The organism is Streptomyces sp. NBC_00210, assembly GCF_045160975.1.
In the GTDB taxonomy this organism is placed as follows: Bacteria; Actinomycetota; Actinomycetes; order Streptomycetales; family Streptomycetaceae; genus Streptomyces.
Genome location: NZ_CP108120.1, coordinates 1,840,560 through 1,860,680 on the forward strand (window position 1 = coordinate 1,840,560; position 20,121 = coordinate 1,860,680).

Annotated in this window: 18 protein-coding genes and 2 pseudogenes; 10 read left to right on the forward strand and 10 right to left on the reverse strand. The window is 69.7% G+C overall.

Annotated features, from left to right (window positions below; genetic code table 11):
* Positions 1-46: 46 nt before the first annotated feature.
* Complete coding sequence (locus tag OG729_RS08315; RefSeq protein ID WP_405805244.1) at positions 47-1,516, reverse strand: protein phosphatase 2C domain-containing protein; 1,470 nt, start codon at positions 1,514-1,516, stop codon at positions 47-49.
* A gap of 250 nt (positions 1,517-1,766) precedes the next feature.
* Here OG729_RS08315 and OG729_RS08320 point away from each other — a divergent pair, with 250 nt between their 5' ends.
* The 3 genes from OG729_RS08320 to OG729_RS08330 all read left to right on the forward strand — a co-directional run bounded on the left by OG729_RS08320 (position 1,767) and on the right by OG729_RS08330 (position 3,751).
* Positions 1,767-2,759, forward strand: a complete 993-nt coding sequence (locus OG729_RS08320) for a helix-turn-helix domain-containing protein (protein WP_360868968.1) — start codon at positions 1,767-1,769, stop codon at positions 2,757-2,759.
* A gap of 23 nt (positions 2,760-2,782) precedes the next feature.
* Positions 2,783-3,265: a DUF456 domain-containing protein gene (locus OG729_RS08325; protein WP_405805246.1), complete on the forward strand. Its 483-nt coding sequence runs from the start codon at positions 2,783-2,785 to the stop codon at positions 3,263-3,265.
* A gap of 120 nt (positions 3,266-3,385) precedes the next feature.
* Positions 3,386-3,751 (forward strand): PPOX class F420-dependent oxidoreductase, encoded by a 366-nt coding sequence (locus OG729_RS08330; protein ID WP_360868973.1) that lies wholly within the window; start codon positions 3,386-3,388, stop codon positions 3,749-3,751.
* A gap of 113 nt (positions 3,752-3,864) precedes the next feature.
* On the opposite strand, the gene rsgA is transcribed toward OG729_RS08330, so the two are convergent.
* Complete coding sequence (rsgA, locus tag OG729_RS08335) at positions 3,865-4,965, reverse strand: ribosome small subunit-dependent GTPase A (protein WP_360868976.1); 1,101 nt, start codon at positions 4,963-4,965, stop codon at positions 3,865-3,867.
* A 666-nt stretch (positions 4,966-5,631) separates the two neighbouring features.
* Between rsgA and OG729_RS08340 the strand changes: the two genes are divergently transcribed.
* The 5 genes and pseudogenes from OG729_RS08340 to OG729_RS08360 form a co-directional block, all read left to right on the forward strand.
* A complete protein-coding gene (locus tag OG729_RS08340; RefSeq protein WP_405805249.1) occupies positions 5,632-5,964 on the forward strand; it encodes a CU044_2847 family protein in 333 nt (110 codons plus the stop codon).
* Positions 5,965-5,972: 8 nt separating this feature from the next.
* Positions 5,973-7,682 (forward strand): trypsin-like peptidase domain-containing protein, encoded by a 1,710-nt coding sequence (locus OG729_RS08345; protein WP_405805250.1) that lies wholly within the window; start codon positions 5,973-5,975, stop codon positions 7,680-7,682.
* Position 7,683: 1 nt separating this feature from the next.
* Positions 7,684-8,775 (forward strand): AAA family ATPase, encoded by a 1,092-nt coding sequence (locus OG729_RS08350; RefSeq protein WP_405805251.1) that lies wholly within the window; start codon positions 7,684-7,686, stop codon positions 8,773-8,775.
* A pseudogene (locus OG729_RS08355) lies at positions 8,765-11,194 on the forward strand (SAV_2336 N-terminal domain-related protein); the annotation flags it as partial. The gene OG729_RS08350 and the pseudogene OG729_RS08355, both read left to right, overlap by 11 nt.
* Positions 11,195-11,467: 273 nt before the next feature.
* Positions 11,468-12,139 (forward strand): annotated as a pseudogene (locus OG729_RS08360) (DnaJ C-terminal domain-containing protein); the annotation flags it as partial.
* 113 nt (positions 12,140-12,252) lie between these two features.
* Here OG729_RS08360 and OG729_RS08365 read toward each other — a convergent pair.
* Both OG729_RS08365 and OG729_RS08370 read right to left on the reverse strand, forming a co-directional pair.
* Positions 12,253-12,552 (reverse strand): hypothetical protein, encoded by a 300-nt coding sequence (locus tag OG729_RS08365; protein WP_360868988.1) that lies wholly within the window; start codon positions 12,550-12,552, stop codon positions 12,253-12,255.
* A 198-nt stretch (positions 12,553-12,750) separates the two neighbouring features.
* Positions 12,751-13,662, reverse strand: a complete 912-nt coding sequence (locus OG729_RS08370) for a hypothetical protein (RefSeq protein WP_405805252.1) — start codon at positions 13,660-13,662, stop codon at positions 12,751-12,753.
* Positions 13,663-13,780: 118 nt separating this feature from the next.
* Between OG729_RS08370 and OG729_RS08375 the strand changes: the two genes are divergently transcribed.
* On the forward strand, positions 13,781-14,848 hold the full coding sequence (locus OG729_RS08375) for a nitrous oxide reductase family maturation protein NosD (RefSeq protein ID WP_405805254.1): 1,068 nt from the start codon (positions 13,781-13,783) through the stop codon (positions 14,846-14,848).
* Between the two features lie 35 nt (positions 14,849-14,883).
* On the forward strand, positions 14,884-15,954 hold the full coding sequence (locus OG729_RS08380) for a methyltransferase (protein ID WP_405805255.1): 1,071 nt from the start codon (positions 14,884-14,886) through the stop codon (positions 15,952-15,954).
* Between the two features lie 94 nt (positions 15,955-16,048).
* On the opposite strand, the gene OG729_RS08385 is transcribed toward OG729_RS08380, so the two are convergent.
* Genes OG729_RS08385 through OG729_RS08410 form a run of 6 tightly spaced genes read right to left on the reverse strand, consistent with a single transcriptional unit; the run spans position 16,049 to position 20,112 of the window.
* Positions 16,049-16,372, reverse strand: a complete 324-nt coding sequence (locus OG729_RS08385) for a TcmI family type II polyketide cyclase (RefSeq protein ID WP_360869001.1) — start codon at positions 16,370-16,372, stop codon at positions 16,049-16,051.
* Between the two features lie 31 nt (positions 16,373-16,403).
* Positions 16,404-16,883 carry an SRPBCC family protein gene (locus tag OG729_RS08390; protein ID WP_405805256.1) on the reverse strand — a complete coding sequence of 160 codons (480 nt, stop codon included), beginning with the start codon at positions 16,881-16,883 and terminating at the stop codon, positions 16,404-16,406.
* Position 16,884: 1 nt separating this feature from the next.
* Positions 16,885-17,142 (reverse strand): acyl carrier protein, encoded by a 258-nt coding sequence (locus OG729_RS08395; RefSeq protein ID WP_360869007.1) that lies wholly within the window; start codon positions 17,140-17,142, stop codon positions 16,885-16,887.
* A gap of 14 nt (positions 17,143-17,156) precedes the next feature.
* Positions 17,157-18,407 (reverse strand): ketosynthase chain-length factor, encoded by a 1,251-nt coding sequence (locus OG729_RS08400; RefSeq protein ID WP_360869010.1) that lies wholly within the window; start codon positions 18,405-18,407, stop codon positions 17,157-17,159.
* Entirely contained in the window at positions 18,404-19,672 is a 1,269-nt protein-coding gene (locus OG729_RS08405; protein WP_360869013.1) for a beta-ketoacyl-[acyl-carrier-protein] synthase family protein, read from the reverse strand. The genes OG729_RS08400 and OG729_RS08405 overlap by 4 nt, the downstream gene beginning before the upstream one ends.
* On the reverse strand, positions 19,669-20,112 hold the full coding sequence (locus OG729_RS08410; RefSeq protein ID WP_360869016.1) for a cupin domain-containing protein: 444 nt from the start codon (positions 20,110-20,112) through the stop codon (positions 19,669-19,671). Before OG729_RS08410 ends, OG729_RS08405 begins: the two co-directional genes overlap by 4 nt.
* Positions 20,113-20,121: the final 9 nt, after the last annotated feature.

The following is a 20,121-nucleotide window of genomic DNA, read 5'->3' on the forward strand; positions in this document are numbered from 1 at the left end:
TCTCGGCTACGGGGCCTGCTCATCCATCAACCCATGGCCGGAGTGGTTACGCCTCCCAGACTGCGACAGCCGTACGGTCGTCGGCGTAGCCCTTCACCCGCAGCTGAGTGTCGGCGAGAAACGTGGCCAGGCCCGGCGGCTCGTTCGTGGCCCAGCGCCCCGCCAGCTCGTCGGCGAGCGCGGGCTCGCCCCGCAGTGGCTCGGCCAGGCCGGTGCTGCACAGCAGCAGCGCGTCTCCCGGACGGGCCACCGAGGCGCGGAAGCGGAAGGCTTCGGCGGGTGGCGGGGGCGGCGCCTCGATGTACGGGGACGGGGGCGTCGCGATCCCCAGGTCCATGGTGAGGCGGTCGCCCTCTGAGGTCTCGGCGGGCGGCGATCCGAACCCCACGACGGGGGCGCCCGTGACGGCCGCGGGCTCGGGGACCGCGGGCTCCAGGTCCTGCCAGGCGCCGTCGCGGAGACGGAAGAGACCGCCGCGGCCGACGCCGAAGAACACGCGGGTGCGGCACTCCGGGTCGGCGGAGAGCAGCAGACAGCGCAGATCGGCGGTGTACTCCTCCGGCTCCACGCCGAGCTCGGCGGCGCTGGCGCGCAGTTTGCCGAGACTGCGGTCGGTGAGCCGGTTCAGCCCCGACTTGAGATCGCCGCGGCGGCCCGCCCTTATGTCCTCGGAGAGGCGGGCGTGGCTGCGGCCGACGGCTCCGCCGATCCAGCGGCAGGCGTCGGCGGCGGCCAGATGGGCGCCTTCGGCGGCGCGGGCGCCGCTGGCGACGGCGACCAGGACGAGGGCGGCGTCGCCGGTGCCGAAGCGGGCGGTGAGCAGTGCGTCGCGGCGCGGCTGGCCGCGGTAGCGGGCGGAGTCGCCGCGGATGGAGGCGGCGCGCAGGGTGTACGTGCCGTAGCGGGCGCCGTCGAGCACGGTGTCGGCGACGAGCTCGTCCAACTCCTGGGGCTGGGCCGGGGGCAGGGCGGTGGGCTCGGCGTCGTAGGTGGGCGGGCCGTCGCCGACGTACGCGACGTGGGGACGCGCGGGTGCTGGTGCCGACTCCGGGTCCGGAGCGGGGCTTTGAGCGGGTGGGGCAGCGGGGCGCGGCGGAGCCGGCGGGAAGGCGGGTGGCCGATCGGGGGCGTCCGGTGGCTCCCAGGGGGCACGCTGCCGCGCCGGCGCGGGGCGCCGACCGGAGGGGTTCGCGGTGCCGGAGGCGGTCTGCCGGTCCGGCGCGTCCGGAGTGCGGGGCGTGCCCGGCGTATGCGCAGTGCCCTGCGTGCCCGGCGTCGGGGTGCCCGGCGGGGCCTTCGGGTAGGCCTCCCACCAGGCCCGGGCACGCCGCTCGTCCGGGGTCGGTTTCGGTGGGGCCGCCGTGTCGTCCGAGGTCACCGCGTCCGACGCGGAGTCGAATCGGTCGTCCAGCGTGTCACCCCCGGAGGCCGCGGGACCCGTGTCCGGGGCGGATTCGTCATACAGCCGGTTCCACCAGTCGTCCTCGGTGGGCGGCCTCTCCCCCTGCTGACTCATGCCCTTATTGTCCACCGCACGGGCGGGAAGAAAACGGGGCAACCCAAAAGACATACGTGCGGCAAGAGGTCTGCCGGGTGACGGAATTGCCGTTCGTGTAGGCCAGTTCGGTCTTGAGGGTGCCAGGCCATTGGCAGAGAGACCGGCGGAGCAGGGATGATGTGCGCGGCGGAAAGGCGCCGTGGCCGGTTTCCGCCAGTGCGGCCGACTGCGGCCGAAGAAGCGCACGTCCGGGGAGGGGTGGCGTCAGATGCTCGGAGCGATTGGCCTCGATGAAAGACAGGAGTCCGCGTACCGCGCGCTCGTCGCGCTCGGGGCGGCCGAGGTCACCGATCTCGCGCACCGGCTCGCCCTGCCGGAGACGGACACGGAGCGCGCGCTGCGCCGACTGGAACAGCAGGGACTTGCCGCACAATCCCCGGCACGCACCGGGCGCTGGGTGGCGGCGCCGCCCGGCGTGGCGCTGGGTGCGCTGCTGACGCAGCAGCGGCATGAGCTGGAGCAGGCAGAGCTGGCGGCCGCTGTGCTGGCGCAGGAGTACCGGGCGGAGGCCGCCGAGCCGGCCGTGCACGATCTGGTCGAGCTGGTGACCGGCGCGAGGGCGGTCGCGCACCGTTTCGTACAGCTCCAGCTGGGCGCGACCGAGGAGGTCTGCGCGCTCGTCACCGGCAAACCGGTCGTGGTCACGTTGACGGACAACGAGGCGGAGGTGAAGGCGGCGACGCGCGGCGTGACGTACCGCGTGGTGGTCGAGCGCGAGGTGCTCTCGCTGCCCGCCGGGATCACCGAGCTGACCGCGGCGCTGGGCCGTGACGAACAGGTGCGGGTGGTTGACCGCGTGCCGACCAAGCTCGTCGTCGCGGACCGGGCGCTCGCCATGGTGCCGCTGACCGGGCACGGGGCCGAGCCAGCGGCTCTCGTCGTCCATGCGAGCGGGCTTCTCGAGTCGCTGACGGGCCTGTTCGAGGCGGTGTGGCGAGATGCCCTGCCGCTGCGGCTCAGCGCGGGCGGCCGCGTGTCCCAGGAGGCGGCACCGGGGCCCGACGCGACGGATCTGGAGATCCTTTCGCTGTTGCTCGCCGGGATGACGGACGCAAGCGTGGCCAAGCAGCTGGACGTGGGGTTGCGGACGGTTCAGCGCCGGGTGAAGGGTCTGATGGAACTCACCGGTGTGACGACCAGGCTGCAGCTCGGCTGGCATGCGTACGCACAGGGTTGGGTGGCTCGCGACCTGCGGGAATGAGCCGGATCCTGCACCCTTGGCAGATGGGCGTGTGGCAGCTCCTGCTGGTGGGCCTGGTGATGCTGCTGGGCCTGTTCGGAGTGCTCGTTCCCGGTGTGCCGGGACGCTGGCTGGTGTGGGCAGCAATCCTTTGGTGGTCGATGCATGAGCAGTCCGGGCTCGCCTGGGCGCTGCTGGTGGGCTCGACGGTGCTGCTGCTGATCGATCAGGTGGTGGTGTGGGAGCTGCCGCCGCGCCGGCCGCGCGGCGTCGGCGTCACCCGGCGGATGGTGGTGTCCGCGGGGGCGGGGGCGCTGATCGGCTTTCTGCTGGTGCCCGTGGTGGGGGCGATACCGGGATTCATCGGGGGGATCTACGGCTCCGAACGGCGGCGGCTCGGTGAGCACGGGCCAGCGGTGGCCTCCACCCGGGCGGTGATGCGTGCCGTGGGGACGAGTGTGCTGGCGGAGCTGTTCGCCTGTCTGCTGGTCGTGGGGGCGTGGGTGGGTGCGGTGATCGGGGGCTGACCTCTGGTGGCTGGCCTCTGGGGCTGCGCCGATCCTGGCGCCCCCGCTGTACGGGGTGGTCGCCTGTCCTAGGTCGATGATCCGATGCGGGCCGCGAGGTGCGCGTGTTTGGCTTGGCGCATGACCGAATTCAGCGAGGCCGAGCGCGCGTATCTCTCGTCCCAACGACTGGGCAGGCTGGCGACAGTCGACCCGAGCGGCCAGCCGCAGGCGAACCCGGTCGGGTTCTTCCCGCAGGCCGACGGGACGATCCTGATCGGCGGCTACGCCCTGGGCACGACGAAGAAATGGCGCAACCTGCAGGCCAACCCGAAGGTGGCGCTGGTGGTCGACGACATCGTGAGCCTGCGCCCGTGGAAGGTCCGCGGCGTGGACATCCGTGGCGAGGCGGAACTGCTGACGGGCCCGCACGAACTGGGCCCGCACTTCAGCGAGGAGCTGATCCGCATCCGTCCGAAGAAGATCCACAGCTGGGGCCTGGAGTAGCGGCCGTTCCTGTAACCGGGGCTCCGTGCCGGGGCTCCGTGCCAGGTCCCCGGCATCAATCGCCGGACGCGCTGAACCCCAGCCCGTCCGGCGATTGAAGTGCTATCCCCGTATCAGCGCACCTGGCCGCGTTTGGCCTGCATCGCGGCGCGGCCCTCCGCGCCCTTGCGCTTCCAGTCACGGCGGATCTCGGCACGCACCCTCGCGTCCGTCTTCGCCACGATGCGCTGGTTCTCCCGCAGCAGCTTGCGGTAGCTCTCCAGCCGGCGCTCCGGCAGCGAACCGTCCTCGATCGCGCCGAGCACCGCGCACCCCGGCTCCGACTCGTGCGCGCAGTCCTGGAAGCGGCACTTCTCCGCGAGCTCCTCGATCTCCGAGAAGACCTGGCCCACGCCGACCTCCGCGTCCCACAGGCCCACCCCGCGCAGCCCGGGCGTGTCGATGAGCACGCCTCCGCCGGGCAGGGCGAGGAGGTTGCGGGTCGTGGTGGTGTGCCGGCCCTTGCCGTCGATGTCGCGGGTGGCCTGCACATCCATCACGTCCTCGCCGAGCAGCGCGTTCGCGAGCGTCGACTTGCCCGCGCCGGAGACGCCGAGCAGCACACTCGTCCCGCCCGAGACGACCGCCGCGAGCACGTCGATGCCCTCGCCCGTCGCCGAACTGACCGGCAGCACCTGCACTCCCGGCGCCGTCGCCTCCACGTCCTGTACGAGATACGAGAGTCCGGTGGCGTCCGGCACCAGATCCGCCTTGGTCAGCACGACGACCGGCTGCGCACCGCTCTCCCACGCCAGCGCAAGGAACCGCTCGATGCGTCCGAGGTCCAGCTCTACGGCGAGCGAGACCGCGATGATCGAGTGGTCGACGTTGGCGGCGAGGATCTGCCCCTCGGAGCGGTTCGACGAGGTGGAGCGAACAAAGGCGGTACGGCGCGGCAGATACGTCCGTACGAAAAGGGGGTCGCCGTCCGGGTCGACGGCTGCCCAGTCCCCGGTGCAGATGACCCGCAGCGGATCGTGCGGGGTGACAAACGCGGTGTCGGCGCGGATCAGCCCGTCGGCGGTGACGACATCACACTGACCGCGGTCGACCCGTACAACCCGGCCGGGCAGCAGCCCCTGCTCGGCGTACGGAGCGAATGCGGCGTCCCAGCCCTCGTCCCAGCCGTAGCCGGACAGCGGGTGCGGGGATGCCTGAAGAGAGGAGAAAGACAAGGGGTGACCCTTCACAAGGGTGGCCCCGGCACGCGCACACGGGCGCGGAAGGGAAACGGGAGGTCAGCCGGAGACCACGGGAGTGGAATTGATGAACTTCTGGATGAGGACAGCGCCCATCGCAATGACAGTCATCAGACACACCTCCCAAACCAAGCCAAGTCACCCCCGGCAACCGCGGGTCGCCGCTCGAACAGCACCGACTCTAGGGGTCCACGGGCCGGCGACGCAATGGAATTGCGGCGCACCTGACAGCGGCTCGCACGGAGTCGAACCTGCTCGCCGACATCCCCGCCCGTGCCTGCCGAGAACCCGCTCCATGGCACCCCTACGACACCACCCGACAAAGCCCTACTGGACCAGCCGCTGTACCCCCACCGCCGCCTGGACCTGCTGGCGGCCGAGGGTGAGCCGCCGTCGCGGAACGTCTTCGGGCCGTACGGATGGGGTCGGGCGGTGATCCGGTGCTGGCAAAGGTGCTGGATCAACTGCAGGAGGTATCAGTTGAGTTGACCAACACGACAGGCCGAGAAGGGGTCGGCCACTCGGTTCCTGCCCATCAAATTCCCTTCTCTGAACCTTGATTGATCGAACCCCGCCACCCGCGACGACACCGGCTGTTACGTTCCTTTCTCCCGCACGAGTCGACAAGGGGAGTCGGGCACCATGAGTGAACTGATGCGCTGGGATTCCGACGAGGGCCCGGTCGTGGTGGAAGTGGACTCCCGTGACCCCGGTTTCAGGTCTGTGGCGCGCCGCGGTGAAGGAGAGGTCCACGACGTCGAGGGACGCTTCGAGTCGGCGTTGAACAACGTGCGAGGTGCCGCCGTGTCCGCCCTTCGGACCTTCCGCGACGAGGCACTCCACCCCGACGAGATCGCCTTGGAGTTCGGCGTCAAACTCAGTGCTGCGGCGGGCGCCGTCATCGCCAAAACCACCGCAGAGGGCCACCTGATCGTCAAGCTGACCTGGTCACAAGGGGCTTCGCAGGGCGAATAATGACGAGTATGCAATGGCGTGCCCGGATCGGAGCGACGGACGGCAGACCTCTTGGCGCGGGCCTTCTGGTCGACGCAACGCGGCTGATCACCTGCGCCCATGTCGTCCAGGGTCTGGCTAAGGTCTCGGTGACGTTTCCCGGAGTGATTGACTCTCTCCCTGCTTCCGTTGCGTGGTCCGGCGACTGGCAACGCCTCGGGGACCGCGGCGACATAGCGGTACTCGAACTCGAGGCGCCGCTGTCCGTCCCTGCCTGCCCGTTCGCTCCGCTCGACATGCTGCGTCCGAGGGACGGGCGCGCCACTTACGAACTCCGGGCGCTGGGCTTCCCCTTCGGCCACGAGGACGTCGGCACTCACGTCACCCTGCACACAAGTCAGGACCGCCTTCAGGGCGAGGAGTGGCTGGAGATGGACGTCGCGCAGGCCCACTTGCAGCGTCTCGACGAGGGATTCAGCGGTGCCGCAGTCTACGACCCCGTGACCGGCCTCGTAGTGGGCTTGGTCGCTGATGCGGTGCTCGGGGGTGAGCAGCAGGGGTACCTCGGCCGGATGCTGCCTCTCGACACGATCCGCCGCCATTGGGAGGAACTCGACGACCTGCTGGAGCTCGACTGGCTGCCGAGTCGGCCACGACGCGAACTGCGACGTGTTTTCGAGCACGTGCAGGTCGACGAGGGCCGGGCGAAGCTGGCCGTCAAGCGCGCCTTCCCGACCTTCATACGGCCACTTCCGCCCTTCGGATCTGTCTGGGCGGCGATCCGTTTCGTGGGCGAGGAGATGACGGGCGAAGACCGGCTGCTGCGCCTACTGCGCGAGATCAGGGCGAGTGTCCCGTCACGAATCGGAGCACGGATCGACACCTGGGTACGCCGTTGGGTGCCGCAGGAGGCGGCAGACTGGGGCGAACCCCTCGCACGGCCGGGCCCACCGACCGGTTCAGTCATGGTGCGCTTGGACCCCATGACTCGTGGCGCGAGCCTCGAACTGACCGTATGTACAGTGGTCGACGGCACGCAGATCGGCCAGACCGGGCCCGTCAGAGTCCGCCGCGATCAGGTGCGCACCAAGGTCGAGACCCACCTGGCCGAGCAGATGCGGAACGTCCACGACTTCGAGTGGATGCTCGAGTTCGTCGTGCCCGAGGGGCTGATGAACGAGCCTTTCGAGGAATGGCACATTCACGAGCCAGGCGCTCCCCGGCCTCGCCCCATGCGCTCCGTGCCCGTCGTAATCCGTCACATGGACCGTCTCAAGCCGCTGACCGTGTCCCGGCTGACGCGCAAACGCTGGTCGACGCTGCGGACACGCGGTGAGACCCGCCCGGAGCAGGTCGGCTGCGGACTGCCTTATGGCTACCAGGAGTTCTACGACTGGATCGAGGATGACGACGATCTGTGCGCCTTCGCCTACGCCGCCTCGCCCCGCGCCGACTGGCTCTCGGCCGCGCTGGACACGGGGATTCCCATCATGCTGTGGCGTCGGCACGACTGTGGCGGTGTCCACACGCACTGCGAACCCGAGGACTTCCTGGACCGGCTCACGGCGACGGTGGGCTCGATCGCCGCGGATCAACTCCCGTTCGAAGTGATGAAGTTGCGCAAGGAAGCCCGTTCCCCGCAGGCGGGACACCCCAACCACTGCGGGCTGCGGCTGACACTGTTCTGGGACGACCCGGAGCGGAGGCCCGATCCTCCGCTGGCCATGGGGAGCGCATGACATGCCCGACACCTACGAGACCCCGAAACGGTCGAACGGCCCGGCCACGCCTGACGACTGGCTCATTTACACCGGCACGCGGACCCCGCACGACGGGATCGACCGACTGCCTGCCCCACCGCCCTGGCGCGCCTTCCATGGCGGCGAGCCGCTGCCTCGCCCAGCCGCCGACACCGGCAACCAGCACGCCGCAGTCAGCTACCGGCCCGGTGTGGAGGCCATCCGCCAGGTCAACGCGGCGCTCTATCTGCGGAGGCCCCTGCTGGTGACCGGGGCACCCGGCACGGGAAAGTCGTCTCTCGCCTACGCGGTGGCCCACGAACTTGGCCTCGGCAAGGTGCTGCACTGGCCTATCACGAGCCGGGCGACCCTGCGCGAGGGCCTCTACGAGTACGACCCTCTGACCCGGCTCTTCGCCGCCGAACGCTCGCGCGGCACGGGGAGTTCCGGCCGACACCCGCAAATCGACACGGACAACGACATCGGCGACTACCTTCGCTTGGGCCCCCTCGGTACGGCCCTGCTGCCGTACGACCGTCCACGCGTGCTCCTTGTCGACGAGATCGACAAGAGTGACATCGACCTTCCGAACGACCTCCTGACGATCTTCGAGAAGGGGTCGTACGACATCGTCGAGCTGGCCCGGCGTGCGAACCCCTCAGCCAAGGTGATGACGGCCGACAGCACGAGGGACCGCGTGGAGATCCGCGAGGGTACGGTCACCTGCCGCGCCTTCCCGGTCGTCATCATGACCAGTAACGGCGAACGGGAGTTCCCTCCCGCTTTCCTCCGCCGCTGCGTGTCCCTCCAAATGAAGCAGCCCGCCGACATCGAAGAGCTCACGGCGATCGTGCGGGAACACCTGGGCGGTGTCCTCGACGGGGACGACGAACTACCCGAAACCACTCAGCAGATCATCGAACACTTCTTCCAGCGGCGCGGCACCGGCTTGCTGGCCAACGACCAGCTCCTCAACGCGATCTACATGTGCCACCACGCCGCCCTGCACGACCGGCCCGAGAGCGTGATGGAACTGGCGGACCAGGTGATGCCGTTCCTGAGCGGTGAGACGGCACCGGGCGATGACGCTTGACCGCCTGAGAAACGCCCTCGAAGCGCTGGGCCCGCCCGTCACGCCTCTAGAGCTGGCGGAGATGCTCTGGCTCGCCGAGCGGATTCCGGGCGGCGGGACGCCATCGGAGGCGCCCGACGGGCCGAACTCCGGGGACGTCGGCACTGGGATGCTCCTGGGTCCTGCGCAGGGGGCGCCGTGCGCCACGAGGGCTGGCACACCGAGAGTGGAAGAGCCGACGCCCGAGACCGAGGCGGCGGCCCCGGCTCCTGTCGACGAAGCTCGTCGTCCCCTGCACGTCTCACGCAGGAGGGCCGGAGTCGATGCCGAGGAGGTCCTGGTCCCCGCCGCACAGGTGTTACGGGGGGAGCTGGCGATCCAGCGGGCACTGCGCCCGCTCAAGCGGCGCGTCCCCGACCGACGCCGCCTGATTCTCAACGAGGACGCCACCGCCGCGCTGGCGGCACGGCACCCGGGGCTGCGTCCTTGGGCGCCGGTCATGGTCCCCGGCAGCGAGCGTTTCCTGAGCCTCGCCCTGGTCGTGGACGCAGGGCCGACCATGACGATCTGGGATCCTCTGGTGTCGGAGCTGCACGAGGCGATGCAGCGGACGGGCGCGTTCCGGGACCTACGTGTGTGGCACCTCACTGACAACGGGATGCACCTAGGAATCCGCTCGGGCCCGAGCAGCCCGGTGCGGAACCCGGCGGCCCTGCTCGACCCGACCGGACGGCAAGTGGTGCTGGTACTCAGCGACTGCGCGGGCCCGCACTGGTGGGCCGGCCACACCGCCCCCCTACTACATCGGTGGGCCCGCTGCAGCCCCACCGCGATCCTGCAGCCGCTTCCCGAACGCCTCTGGCGGCGCACGGCGGCACCGGCGACTCCCGGCACGGCCGTGCTGTCCCACCCGGCTGCACCCAACACGGCGTTGCGGTTCATGCCGCACGACGGCCGGCCCCCAAGGCAACCGGGCCATGTCCCCGTCCCGGTCCTGGAGTTGGCACCGGAATGGCTCGGCGACTGGGCGCGACTGCTCATGGCGTCGGGAGGGCGCCGTCGTGACACGGCCGTCGTACATGTGAGCGCGCACCCGACACCGCACGAAGAGCCCCTCACTGCCGAGGGCCACCTGCCCATCACCGAGCGACTGCTGCGCTTCCAGTCGGCGGCCTCGCCCGGAGCGGTCGACCTGGCGGCACACGTCGCGTTGTCGGCGCCGGCGTTGCCCGTGATGCGGCTGATCCAGCAGCACATCACCATGACGTCACGTCCCAGCGATCTCGCCGAGGTGCTGCTGAGCGGTCTGCTGGAACCGGTCTCGGTCGCGGAGGGTCTGTACGCGTTCGTGCCGGGGGCGAGGCGGGCTCTGCTGGAGACCCTGCCGCGGACGGAATCGCTGGAGGCGGCGGAGATGCTGAGCCGGATCGGGGAGGGGATCAAAGCCCGGGCGGGAGCGACGACGCGGGCGTTCCGGGCGTTGGTGCCCGTGGCAGACGGCGTGGGGGATTGGGGGCTCGGCGGGTCGGGGGAGCCGTTCGCTCTGGTGAGCACGGAGGCGTTGGAGGTGTTGCGGAGTACGGCGGTGCGGGTGGCTTCGGCTCCGGCGGCGGAGGCTCCGGTGGGAGGCTCGGACGTCGATGTCACTGTCGATTCGAGCGCATCGGGTGTCGGCGACCAGATCGATCGGGACATGCAAGCGCAGCTCCATCCTGCCGGTGGGCCTCACATGACCGACAATGTCCTCGGCACGGGCAACAGGGACGCTCTCCTCATCGCGACCGGAACGTACGACGACCGAGCGCTCAGTACGCTGAACTCCCCCGGACAGGACTGCGCGGCCCTCTCCGACGTGCTCGCCGACCCCCGCATCGGGGGTTTCGGCACCGAGCAGGTGAGGGACGCCCCAGCCCATCAAGTGATGCGCGCGGTGGAACGCTTCTTTCTGAACCGCAGCCCCGACGACCTACTCCTGCTTTACGTGTCCTGCCACGGCATCAAGGACGAGGCCGGCCACCTGTACTTCGCCGCGCGCGACACGGACCGCAACCTGCTCGCCTCCACCGCGATCCCGGCCGCCTTCCTACACGACCGCATGGAACGTTGCCGGGCCCGCACCATCGTCGTCCTGCTCGACTGCAGCTTCAGCGGAGCTTTCCTGCCCGGCGCGAAGCAAGACGGCCAGATCCACGTACGCGACGAACTCGGCGGCCGCGGCAGGGCTGTCCTGACCGCGAGCGGCCGGACCGAGTACGCCTGGGAGGGTGAGGGCCTCAGGTCCAAAGGGCCGCAGTTGTCCCTTTTCACGGGGGCCGTGATTGAGGGACTCCGCACGGGAGCGGCGGACCTGAACCGGGACGGCCGGATCACGGTCACCGAGCTTTATGACTACGTGTACGAGTCCCTGCAGCGCGCCGGAGTGAACCAGCGCCCGCAGATGTGGGCGAACATGGAGTACCACGTCACCATCGCCCGGGCGATGGGGGTGCGCGAGCGCGCCGGGGACGCCGAGGTGGTGCCCGTGCAGGACCCACCCGTCCCGCCCCGGCCACAGGCTCCGCCCGCCGGGGAGACGACCGGCACCGAGGGCAGGACCATCAGGGACCGCTTGGGCGGGCTCTTCGGGCGCGCGAGGACCGAGCCGCCGACGACCGAGCCGCACGAAGTACCGGAGAGCGGCGCTGACGCCGGTCTCCAGACGAAGGAGAGCTATCCCCGGTCACGTACTCGCCGAGGCCACGACGCCTTGATCCGGCTCGAACTCGAACTGAAGGAGGCCTCGCTCGGCACGACGAAGGACATAGAGCTCGACACCGCGGCCGTGTGCCCGACTTGTTCGGGCGTGGGCACGGCGAAAGGGACACTGCCGAGACAGTGCAACACCTGCGGTGGCACTGGCCTCGCGACAGAAACTCGGGGCTTTCGCGGCCGACTTCCCGCAACACATCCTTGCGAGAAGTGCCAGGGTTACGGCACACGCCTGCCTCGCCCCTGCTCCGGGTGCGACGGCGGCGGCCGCGTCCGCGTCCGCCGCACGCTCACCGTCAGGATCCCGGCGGGTGTCGAGAACGGAACCAGGATCCAGTTGGCCGGCGAGGGAGAGGTCGGTCCCGGCGGCGGCCCGGCGGGCGACCTGTATGTCGAAGTCGTGGAGCTCCCCCACCAGGTCTTCCAGCGCATCAACGACGACCTGTACTGCACCCTAACGATCCCGAGGGCTACGGCGACGACGGGCGGAACGCTTCCTCTGGAGACTCTGGACGGCCGGAAGACGGTCCGCATTCCCGAGGGCGTCCGCGACGGCCAGACGCTCCGCCTCGCGAACCTCGGTGTCGCCCATCTCAGAGGGGGCGGCCGGGGCGACCTCCTGGTACGCGTCGAGATAGGCGACTAGGCAGTCTCTTTGAGATCATCTGATCGTTGACCTGGCGTGCCGTTGACTGACGCGCGTTGGGCGCGGATTCTTTCCAAGCGTGCGCCGCACCGCTGTCCACCTCGTCAGCTCTGCCGTTGCAGTGCCTCCAGCCCCTTCCTCAGGTCTTCGCGGTTCATCGCCGGCTGGATCTCGATCTCGGCGCCGAGCTCCATGAAGAGGGCTTCCGTGATGAGCGGCAGCTGTGAGCTGTCCTGCATGTCGAAGACGAGGGTGCACGACCGGCAGCCATGGCTGGGGTTGAAGTACGCGGCCTCGGGCTTGAGTTGTTCGATCGCCGAGTCCAGGAGCTGCGTGATCGTGCCGTTCTTGATCGCTTCGTTTGCCGCCGGAGTATCCAGAATGGCTCTCAGCATGACCCTCATCCCACGGGCTCCTTCCGCACACCACGACCGGCGCGGTCGAGCCCACGCACGCTGAGACCGGGCGGCATCCTCGTCAGCGTCTCCCCGGGCGATCAGGGCGGCAACATCTCTTCCGCCGTCCGTGCTGCCCTGCGCGAGCTCACGGCACGGACGAGCTCACGGACAGGCTCATGGCACGAGGTCACGGCATGAACGAGCTCAGGACGTGGACGAACCGGCGACCAGGCGTACCGTGCTCAGGATCCGGCGCACCGTCGCGTCCGGCACCTCGCCCTGAACGCCCTTCGCGCCGAGGAAGGTCCACGACTTGAAGTCGCCTTTGGGGTCCTTGAAGGCGAAGGCCGTGGCCTTGCCGTCGGTGTCGCACTTGCCCTTCTTCGCCACGCCGGAGGACTCGGCCGACGCCAGGCTGCCCGTGATGCCGGACTTGGTGGTGTACGGCTCCACCGCGCCCGTCCTCACCTTCGCCTTGTCCGGCTGGGTGTAGGCGCCGTAGACCCACAGGGACGCGTTGTCGCGGGCCGCCTCGTCGAGGGTCCTGGCGCCCCGTTCACTCCTGGAGCCGGCGCTGGCCAGAGGCGTGTCCTCCGGACTGCCGTCCTTGTTGTCGTCGGACGTGCACCACTTCTCCTTGAGCATCGCCGGGCCCGAGAAGCCGACCAGGGGCTTCTCCTCCGGGTCCTTCTCGTCCGCGACATAGCTGGCCCAGTCGCGCGACTTGAGTCCCCATTCCGGGGGCACGTCGAAGGCGATGCCGCTCCTGGGGTTCACCACGACCTTCCAGCCGGGCACGAGCGGCTTGGCGTCCTCGACGCCGCGCGGGTTGTCGCCGGTCGGGCCGGTCGGCGGGGCGGCCGAGGTGGACTTGGCCGGGTCCGGGTCCGCCGTGTCGTCCTTGTCGCCGCCCAGGACCAGGAAGCCGGTGACAGCTGCGGCGATGACGACCACGGTGGCCGCGGCGACGGCGACGAGCGCTGTTCTCCCGCGGCCGCCGGGAGGAGTTGGCGGCGTACCCATCGGGGCGGTCGGGGCACCCCAAGGCGCCTGCCCCTGCTGCTGGTACGGATTGATCTGCTGCCCGCCCCCGGGGCCCTGCTCTCCTGGCCACATGGGAGGCAACCCTAGAGGAGGCGCTGAAACGGCCTCGGGTTGGGCCACTCGCGCACGGGATGTATCCATATGCTCACCCCGTGTGGCGAGCGCCGAAGATCGCCCATAACTTCGCCTCATGACGAAACGACAGATCAGATGCCTCACATGCATCGCAGTCGTCATGGTCTCCGGGCTGGGCGCGGCCGCCCCGTCCTACGGCGCGGCCAGGCACGCGGTGCATCCGGGCGAATCGATCCAGGAAGCGGTGAACGCCGCACAGCCGGGAGACACCATTGTGATCTCGCCCGGCACATACCGTGAAAGTGTCCTTGTGACCAAGGCGAATCTGACTCTGCGCGGGTTTGGCGGCGGGGCAACCGTCATCATGCCGGCGCCGGCCACCACGGCCGCCGCGAACACCTGCGCCCAGGCCGGAAACGGCATCTGCGTGACGGGCACGGCGGCCCAGTCCGTCGACGGCGTCACCATCCGCTCGCTCACCGTCTCGGGCTTCACGAAGACGGCCATCTGGTCCTCCTACACCGACCGGCTGACCGTCCGGCAGGTGACCGCCGAGAAGAACGGCGTCTGGGGCATCGGCCAGCAGCACTCCACCCGGGCGACGTTCCGTAACAACGCCGTCCGGGACAACGGCGACGCCGGTATCTTCATCGCGAACACGGTCGAGGAGGAAGGCGGAGCCACCGACACCCACGGCAGCAAGGTCGCGAACAACCTGCTGACGGGCAACCGGATCGGAGCCACCGTCAGGCGGGTCCGCAACCTCACCGTCCGCGGCAACGAGATGACCGGCAACTGCGCCGGACTGTTCGTGGTCGGTGACGAGTCGAAGCCCGCGGCCGGCGACATGACCGTTCGTGGCAACGCGATCAACCAGAACAACAAGTTCTGTCCTGCCACCCCCCGTCTCCCCGCCATTCAGGGCTCCGGCATCGTCCTCACCGGTGCCGAGGCGACCGTCGTGCGCGACAACACGGTCCTGAACAACGTGGGCGCGTCCCCGCTCTCCGGCGGAATCGTGCTGTTCCAGAGCTTCGTGGGCGCCACGAACACCGACAACGTCATCAGGCACAACGACGTGCGCGGCAACAAGACGGCGGACCTGGTCAACCAGGGCGGCGGCACGGGCAACACGTTCCTCGACAACATGTGCGAGGCCTCCGAACCCACAGGGATGTGCTGACCGGTGTTCCCCTTCACCAGGAGAATCGAGGCGGTATGACCACCGTAAGTCCCAGACCCGAGACACTCGTCGGGTCGCCCCCCGAGGCGGTGGCCACCCATCAGCCGGCCATGCGCCTGCGGGAGCTCGTCTTCGGGGCGGCCGGCGCGGCCGCCGTACGGGCTGCCGCCCGGCTCGGCGTCGCCGACGCGCTCGGCGAGACCCCCACCACGGCCGAGAAGCTCGCGGCCGCGCTGAACACCGAGGCCCAGCCCCTGCGCCGGCTGCTGCGCACCCTGTCCTGCTACGGCGTCTTCGTCGAGACCGAGGACGGGACCTTCGCCCACACGGACATGTCCCGCATGCTCCGCGAGGACGATCCGGGCAGCCTGCGCTACATCGCCCTGTGGTGCACGGAACCGTGGACCTGGGACGCGTGGCCGCGGCTCGACGAGGCGGTACGTTCCGGCGGCAGCGTCTTCCAGGAGCTGTACGGCAAGGGCTTCTTCGAGTATCTGCACCAGGACGCCCATGAGTCGGCCCATGTCTTCAACCGGGCCATGACCACCTCCAGCATGCAGTCGGCGCTGGATGTCGCCGAGCTCCTCGACCTCACCGGGGTCCGCGTGGTCGCGGACATCGGCGGCGGGCAGGGGCATGTGCTGGCAAGCCTGCTGGAGAAACACCCGGACGTCCGGGGCACCCTGCTCGATCTGCCCGACGTGGTGGCGAAGGCGGACCCGCGGCTGCGTACCGGCGGCTCGCTGGCCGAGCGGGTGCGTATCGTCCCCGGGGACTGCCGCGAGGACATCCCGGTCGAGGCCGATCTGTACATCATCAAGAACATCCTGGAGTGGGACGACGAGTCCACCCGCAGGACCCTGGGGAACATCGTCGCGGTGGCCCGTCCCGGCGCCAGGGTGGTCGTCATCGAGAACCTCGTCGACGACACCCCCTCGATGAAGTTCACCACGGCCATGGACCTGCTTCTGCTGCTCAATGTGGGCGGTGCGAAGCACTCCAGGGCAAGCATGGTGGACCGGATGACGAAGGCGGGTCTGCTGGTCGGCGACATCCGTCCGGTGAACCCGTATCTGCACGCCTTCGAGGCCGTCGTGCGCGGCTGAGCGGGAGTGAGCGCACGTACGAAAGGGAGCGAACGCCCCGGGCCCGGCTGAAGAGCCGGGCCCGGGGCGTTCGTCGGTCAGGGCGTCAGGCGGGTCAGTCACGCTTCCAGCTGTAGAACTGACGGGCCATCGCATCCTTCGGGCTGCGCCAGGTCTCCGGGTCGTACGGGCTGACGAAGGCCTGGAGCCGGTCGCTGATGTCCTTGAACGCGGGATGCTCCGTCACCTTCGCGATCGCGGGGCCGGCAGGCTGCTCGGCCTCGATCAGATGCAGATACACATCGCCGAACTGGAAGAGACTGCGCCGGGTGACCCCGACGAGGTGCGGCAGTTCGCCGCTGTCGGAGGCCGCGAACAGCTTGGCGATGTCCGGGGCCGACTCCGGCGCCATACGGGCGACGATCAGAGCTTGGTGCATCGTGGGGCTTCCTTCCTTTCCTTCAATCGGCTCAGTTGGCGGTGACGCCGGCGGCGCGGCTCTCCCGGTCGCGCTGCTCGATCTTGTCCCGGATGAGCGCCATCTGGATCTTGGAGTTGCGGTTGATGTTGTCGGTCATCCAGTCGTCGTCGACCGGGGCGTCCGGCTTCATCGCGAAGTCCTGCGTCCAGTGCATGCGCGTGCCGCCCGGGACCTCCGAGTACTCCCAGTGAATCTCCATGTGCTGGAAGGGGCCCGTCTCGACCCGGCGGGCGCGTACGCTCCGGCCCGGGCGGTCGGTCGTACGCTCCGAGACCCAGCTCCAGACCGTGCCGTTGTCGTCGGGGTGCATGGTGAGACGGAAGGTGGTGGTCTCTCCCCGGCGCTTAAGGATCTCCACCGACGCGTACTCGGTGAACAGGCTGGGCCAGCTCTCGATGTCGTTGGTGATGTCCCAGACGAGGTCCAGGGGGGCTGCGACGGTGATCTCGTTCTCGGTGTGTCCGGGCACGTCAGGCTCCGCTCATGAGGGTGTTGTTGACGAGGTCGAGGAACTCCTGCGGGGTCTTGCAGCGGTCCGCGTCGGGGGGCAGCGGGCGGCCGTGCCGGTTCTCCAGCTCGCCGACGATGCCGAGCAGGCCCAGCGAGTCGAGGCCGAACTCGTCGAAGCGGGAGGTGGGCCGGCTTGCGAGGTCGATGGGGTCGACGGTGAGGCCGGCGCCCTTCTTCATCAGGGATGCCAGCTCTTCGATGGTCAGTCGGTCGGACATGAGGGACTCTCCTTCTACTCGGGTGTGTCGGTGGTGCCGCGCAGCACCAGCGCCGCGTTGGAGCCCATGAGGCCGCGGCTGAGCACCAGTGCCGTGCGCAGCTCCGCCGGACGGGCCCGGTCGGTCACGACGTTGAGGTCGTGGCAGACGTCGAAGACGTTGGGCGTGGGGGGCAGGAGACCGTGTTCCATGGCCAGCACCGCGGCTGCCGTGTCGAGCACGGGCCCTCCGCAGTACGCCCGTCCGGTACCGGTCTTGGGCGCAGTCACGGGTACGCGCCTGCCGTGTGTCCCCAGCGCGTCCGCGATCGCCAGCGCCTCGGCGCGGTCGGCCTCCGGCACGCCGAGCGCGTCCGCGAAGACCACGTCGATCTCCTCCGGCGCGCAGCGGGCCTCGGCCAGTGCCCCCCGGATCGCCTGGGCGAGTCCCTCCCGGGACTGCTCCCACCGGGAGGGCCCGGTGAAGGTCGCGGCGTGGCCCGCCACCAGGGCACGGACCCTGGCGCCGCGCCGGCGCGCCGAGCTCTCCTCCTCGACCACGAACATCGCGCCGCCCTCGGCGGGCACGAAGCCACAGGCGTCGGGAGTGAAGGGCCGGTAGGCGCGCGCCGGGTCCTCGCAGGTGCTCAGGTCCTCGTAGCCGAGCTGGCAGACGACCGAGTACGGCGCGAGCGGCGCTTCGGCCGAGCCGACCACAACCGCGTCGGTTCCGCGCCGTATCGCCCGCGCGGCATGGGCGAACGCGTCGAGTCCGCCTGCTTCGTCGCTGGCCACGACGCCGCAGGGGCCTTTGAAGCCGGCCCGGATGGATATCTGGCCGGTGCTCGCGGCGTAGAACCAGGCGATGGACTGGTACGGGCCGACGAATCGTGAGCCCTGGCCCCACAGCCGCTGCAGTTCGCGCTGTCCGAACTCGCCGCCGCCGGATCCGGCGGCGGTCACCACACCCACCGCGAACGGTGAGTCCTCGCAGTCCGCGCGGCTGAGCCGGGCGTCGTCGAGCGCGAGATCGGCCGCGGCCATGGCGAAGTGCGTGAACCGGTCGGTCTGGACGAGATAGCGCTCCTCGATGAGCGCACCGGGATCGAAGTCGCGCACCTCACCCGCGACCTTGAGGGGCAGCTGCTCGCATCCCTCGCGGGTGACCCGGTCCAGGACGCTGATGCCGGCCTGTGTCGACTTCCAGAAGACCTCGGTGCCTGCCCCGTTGGGGGCTATGACACCTATGCCTGTGACGACCGTCTGCCGGGCTTGTCGGGAGCTCATGATGTCCTCCCTTGGGGTCGGGTCATGACAACCGCGGACTGGAATCCGCCGAAGCCGCTGCCGACGGAGAGCACGCTGCGCAGCTTCCGCGGGCGGGCGGTGCGCGGCACATAGTCCAGGTCGCACTCGGGGTCGGGGGTCTCGTAGTTCGCTGTCGGCGGCACCACCTGATGCGCCATCGCCAGGACGCAGGCGACGAGTTCGATGGCTCCGATGGCGCCCAGCGAGTGGCCCACCATGGACTTGATCGAACTCATGGGCGTCTTGTAGGCGTGGTCGCCCAGTGAGCGTTTCACCGCGGCCGTCTCGTGCCGGTCGTTCTGCTTGGTGCCCGAGCCGTGCGCGTTGACGTAGTCGATCTCCGTACGGTCGATACGGGCGTGGTCGAGCGCGGTGTCGATGGCCCGGGCCATCTCCAGGCCCTCGGGGGTCAGTCCCGTCATGTGGTAGGCGTTGCCGAAGGTGGCGTAGCCCCCGAGTTCGCAGTACACCCGCGCGCCGCGGGCGAGGGCGTGTTCCAGCTCCTCCAGGACCAGGACGGCGCCGCCCTCGCCCATGACGAACCCGTCCCGGTTGGCGTCGAACGGCCTGGAGGCATGGGCGGGGTCGTCATTGTTGGGCGAGGTCGCCTTGATCGCGTCGAAGCACGCCACCGTGATCGGGGAGATGGGCGAGTCCGACGCGCCGGCTATGCACACGTCGACCCGGCCCTCCTCGATGGACTGGAAGGCGTAGCCGACCGCGTCGAGTCCCGAGGTGCAGCCCGTCGAGACGGTCTGCACCGGGCCGTGCGCGCCGACCTGTTCGGCCACCGCGGATGCCAGGGAGCTCGGCGAGAACGCGCGGTGCAGATGCGCTCCCGCCGGGCGGTGGTCCACGTCCCAACGGGCGCCGGACGCGCTGACCTTGACGTAGTCGTTCTCAAGGCGAGTGGTGCCGCCGACCGCGGTGCCCAGAGACACCCCGATCCGCCAGGGGTCTTCCTTCTCCGGGTCGATGCCGGCGTCGCGTATCGCCTCCTGGGCAGCCACCAGCGCGAACTGGATGTACCGGTCCTGGCGCGCCACCTGGTCCTCGTCGAGACCGTGGGCCGCGGGGTCGAAGTCGACCTCGGCGGCGATGCGCGAGCGGAAGCCCTCCGGGTTGAAGAGCGTGATCCCGCGCGTCGCCGTACGGCCGGCTGCGAGCAGGTCCCAGAACGCCGGGGCGCCTACTCCTCCGGGGGCGACGATACCGACCCCGGTCACCGCCACCCGCCGGTTCACGAAACGGCCCCAGTCCGTTCCGGCGGCCTGCCCTGCTCGGCGCTTTCCGAGGGCTCGGTGACCTCGGTGTCGACATGCCCGAGCTCGGGGCGCGGGGCGAGCGGGCCGAGATGGAAGACCATGCGGGCCTCCACGTCACCGACGTTGCGGAACCGGTGGCGCACATTGATGGGGATCAGGAGGCCCTGGTCGGGCCGCATCGGGTGCGTCTCGCCATCCAGATCCACCTCGAGGAGCCCCCTCACGACGTACACGAACTCCTCTGAGTACGGGTGGTAGTGCTCGCCGATGAATTCACCGGGCTGCACGATGGCAAGGCCCATGAATCCGCTGGTTGCGCCCACCGCGGTGGGGGTGAGCATGGCGCGCAGGTCTCCGCCGCGTCTGCGGTTGGGCTGGGTCTCACTGAGATCCACGATGCGTGGGGGATGCGTGGTCATGACTGGTTC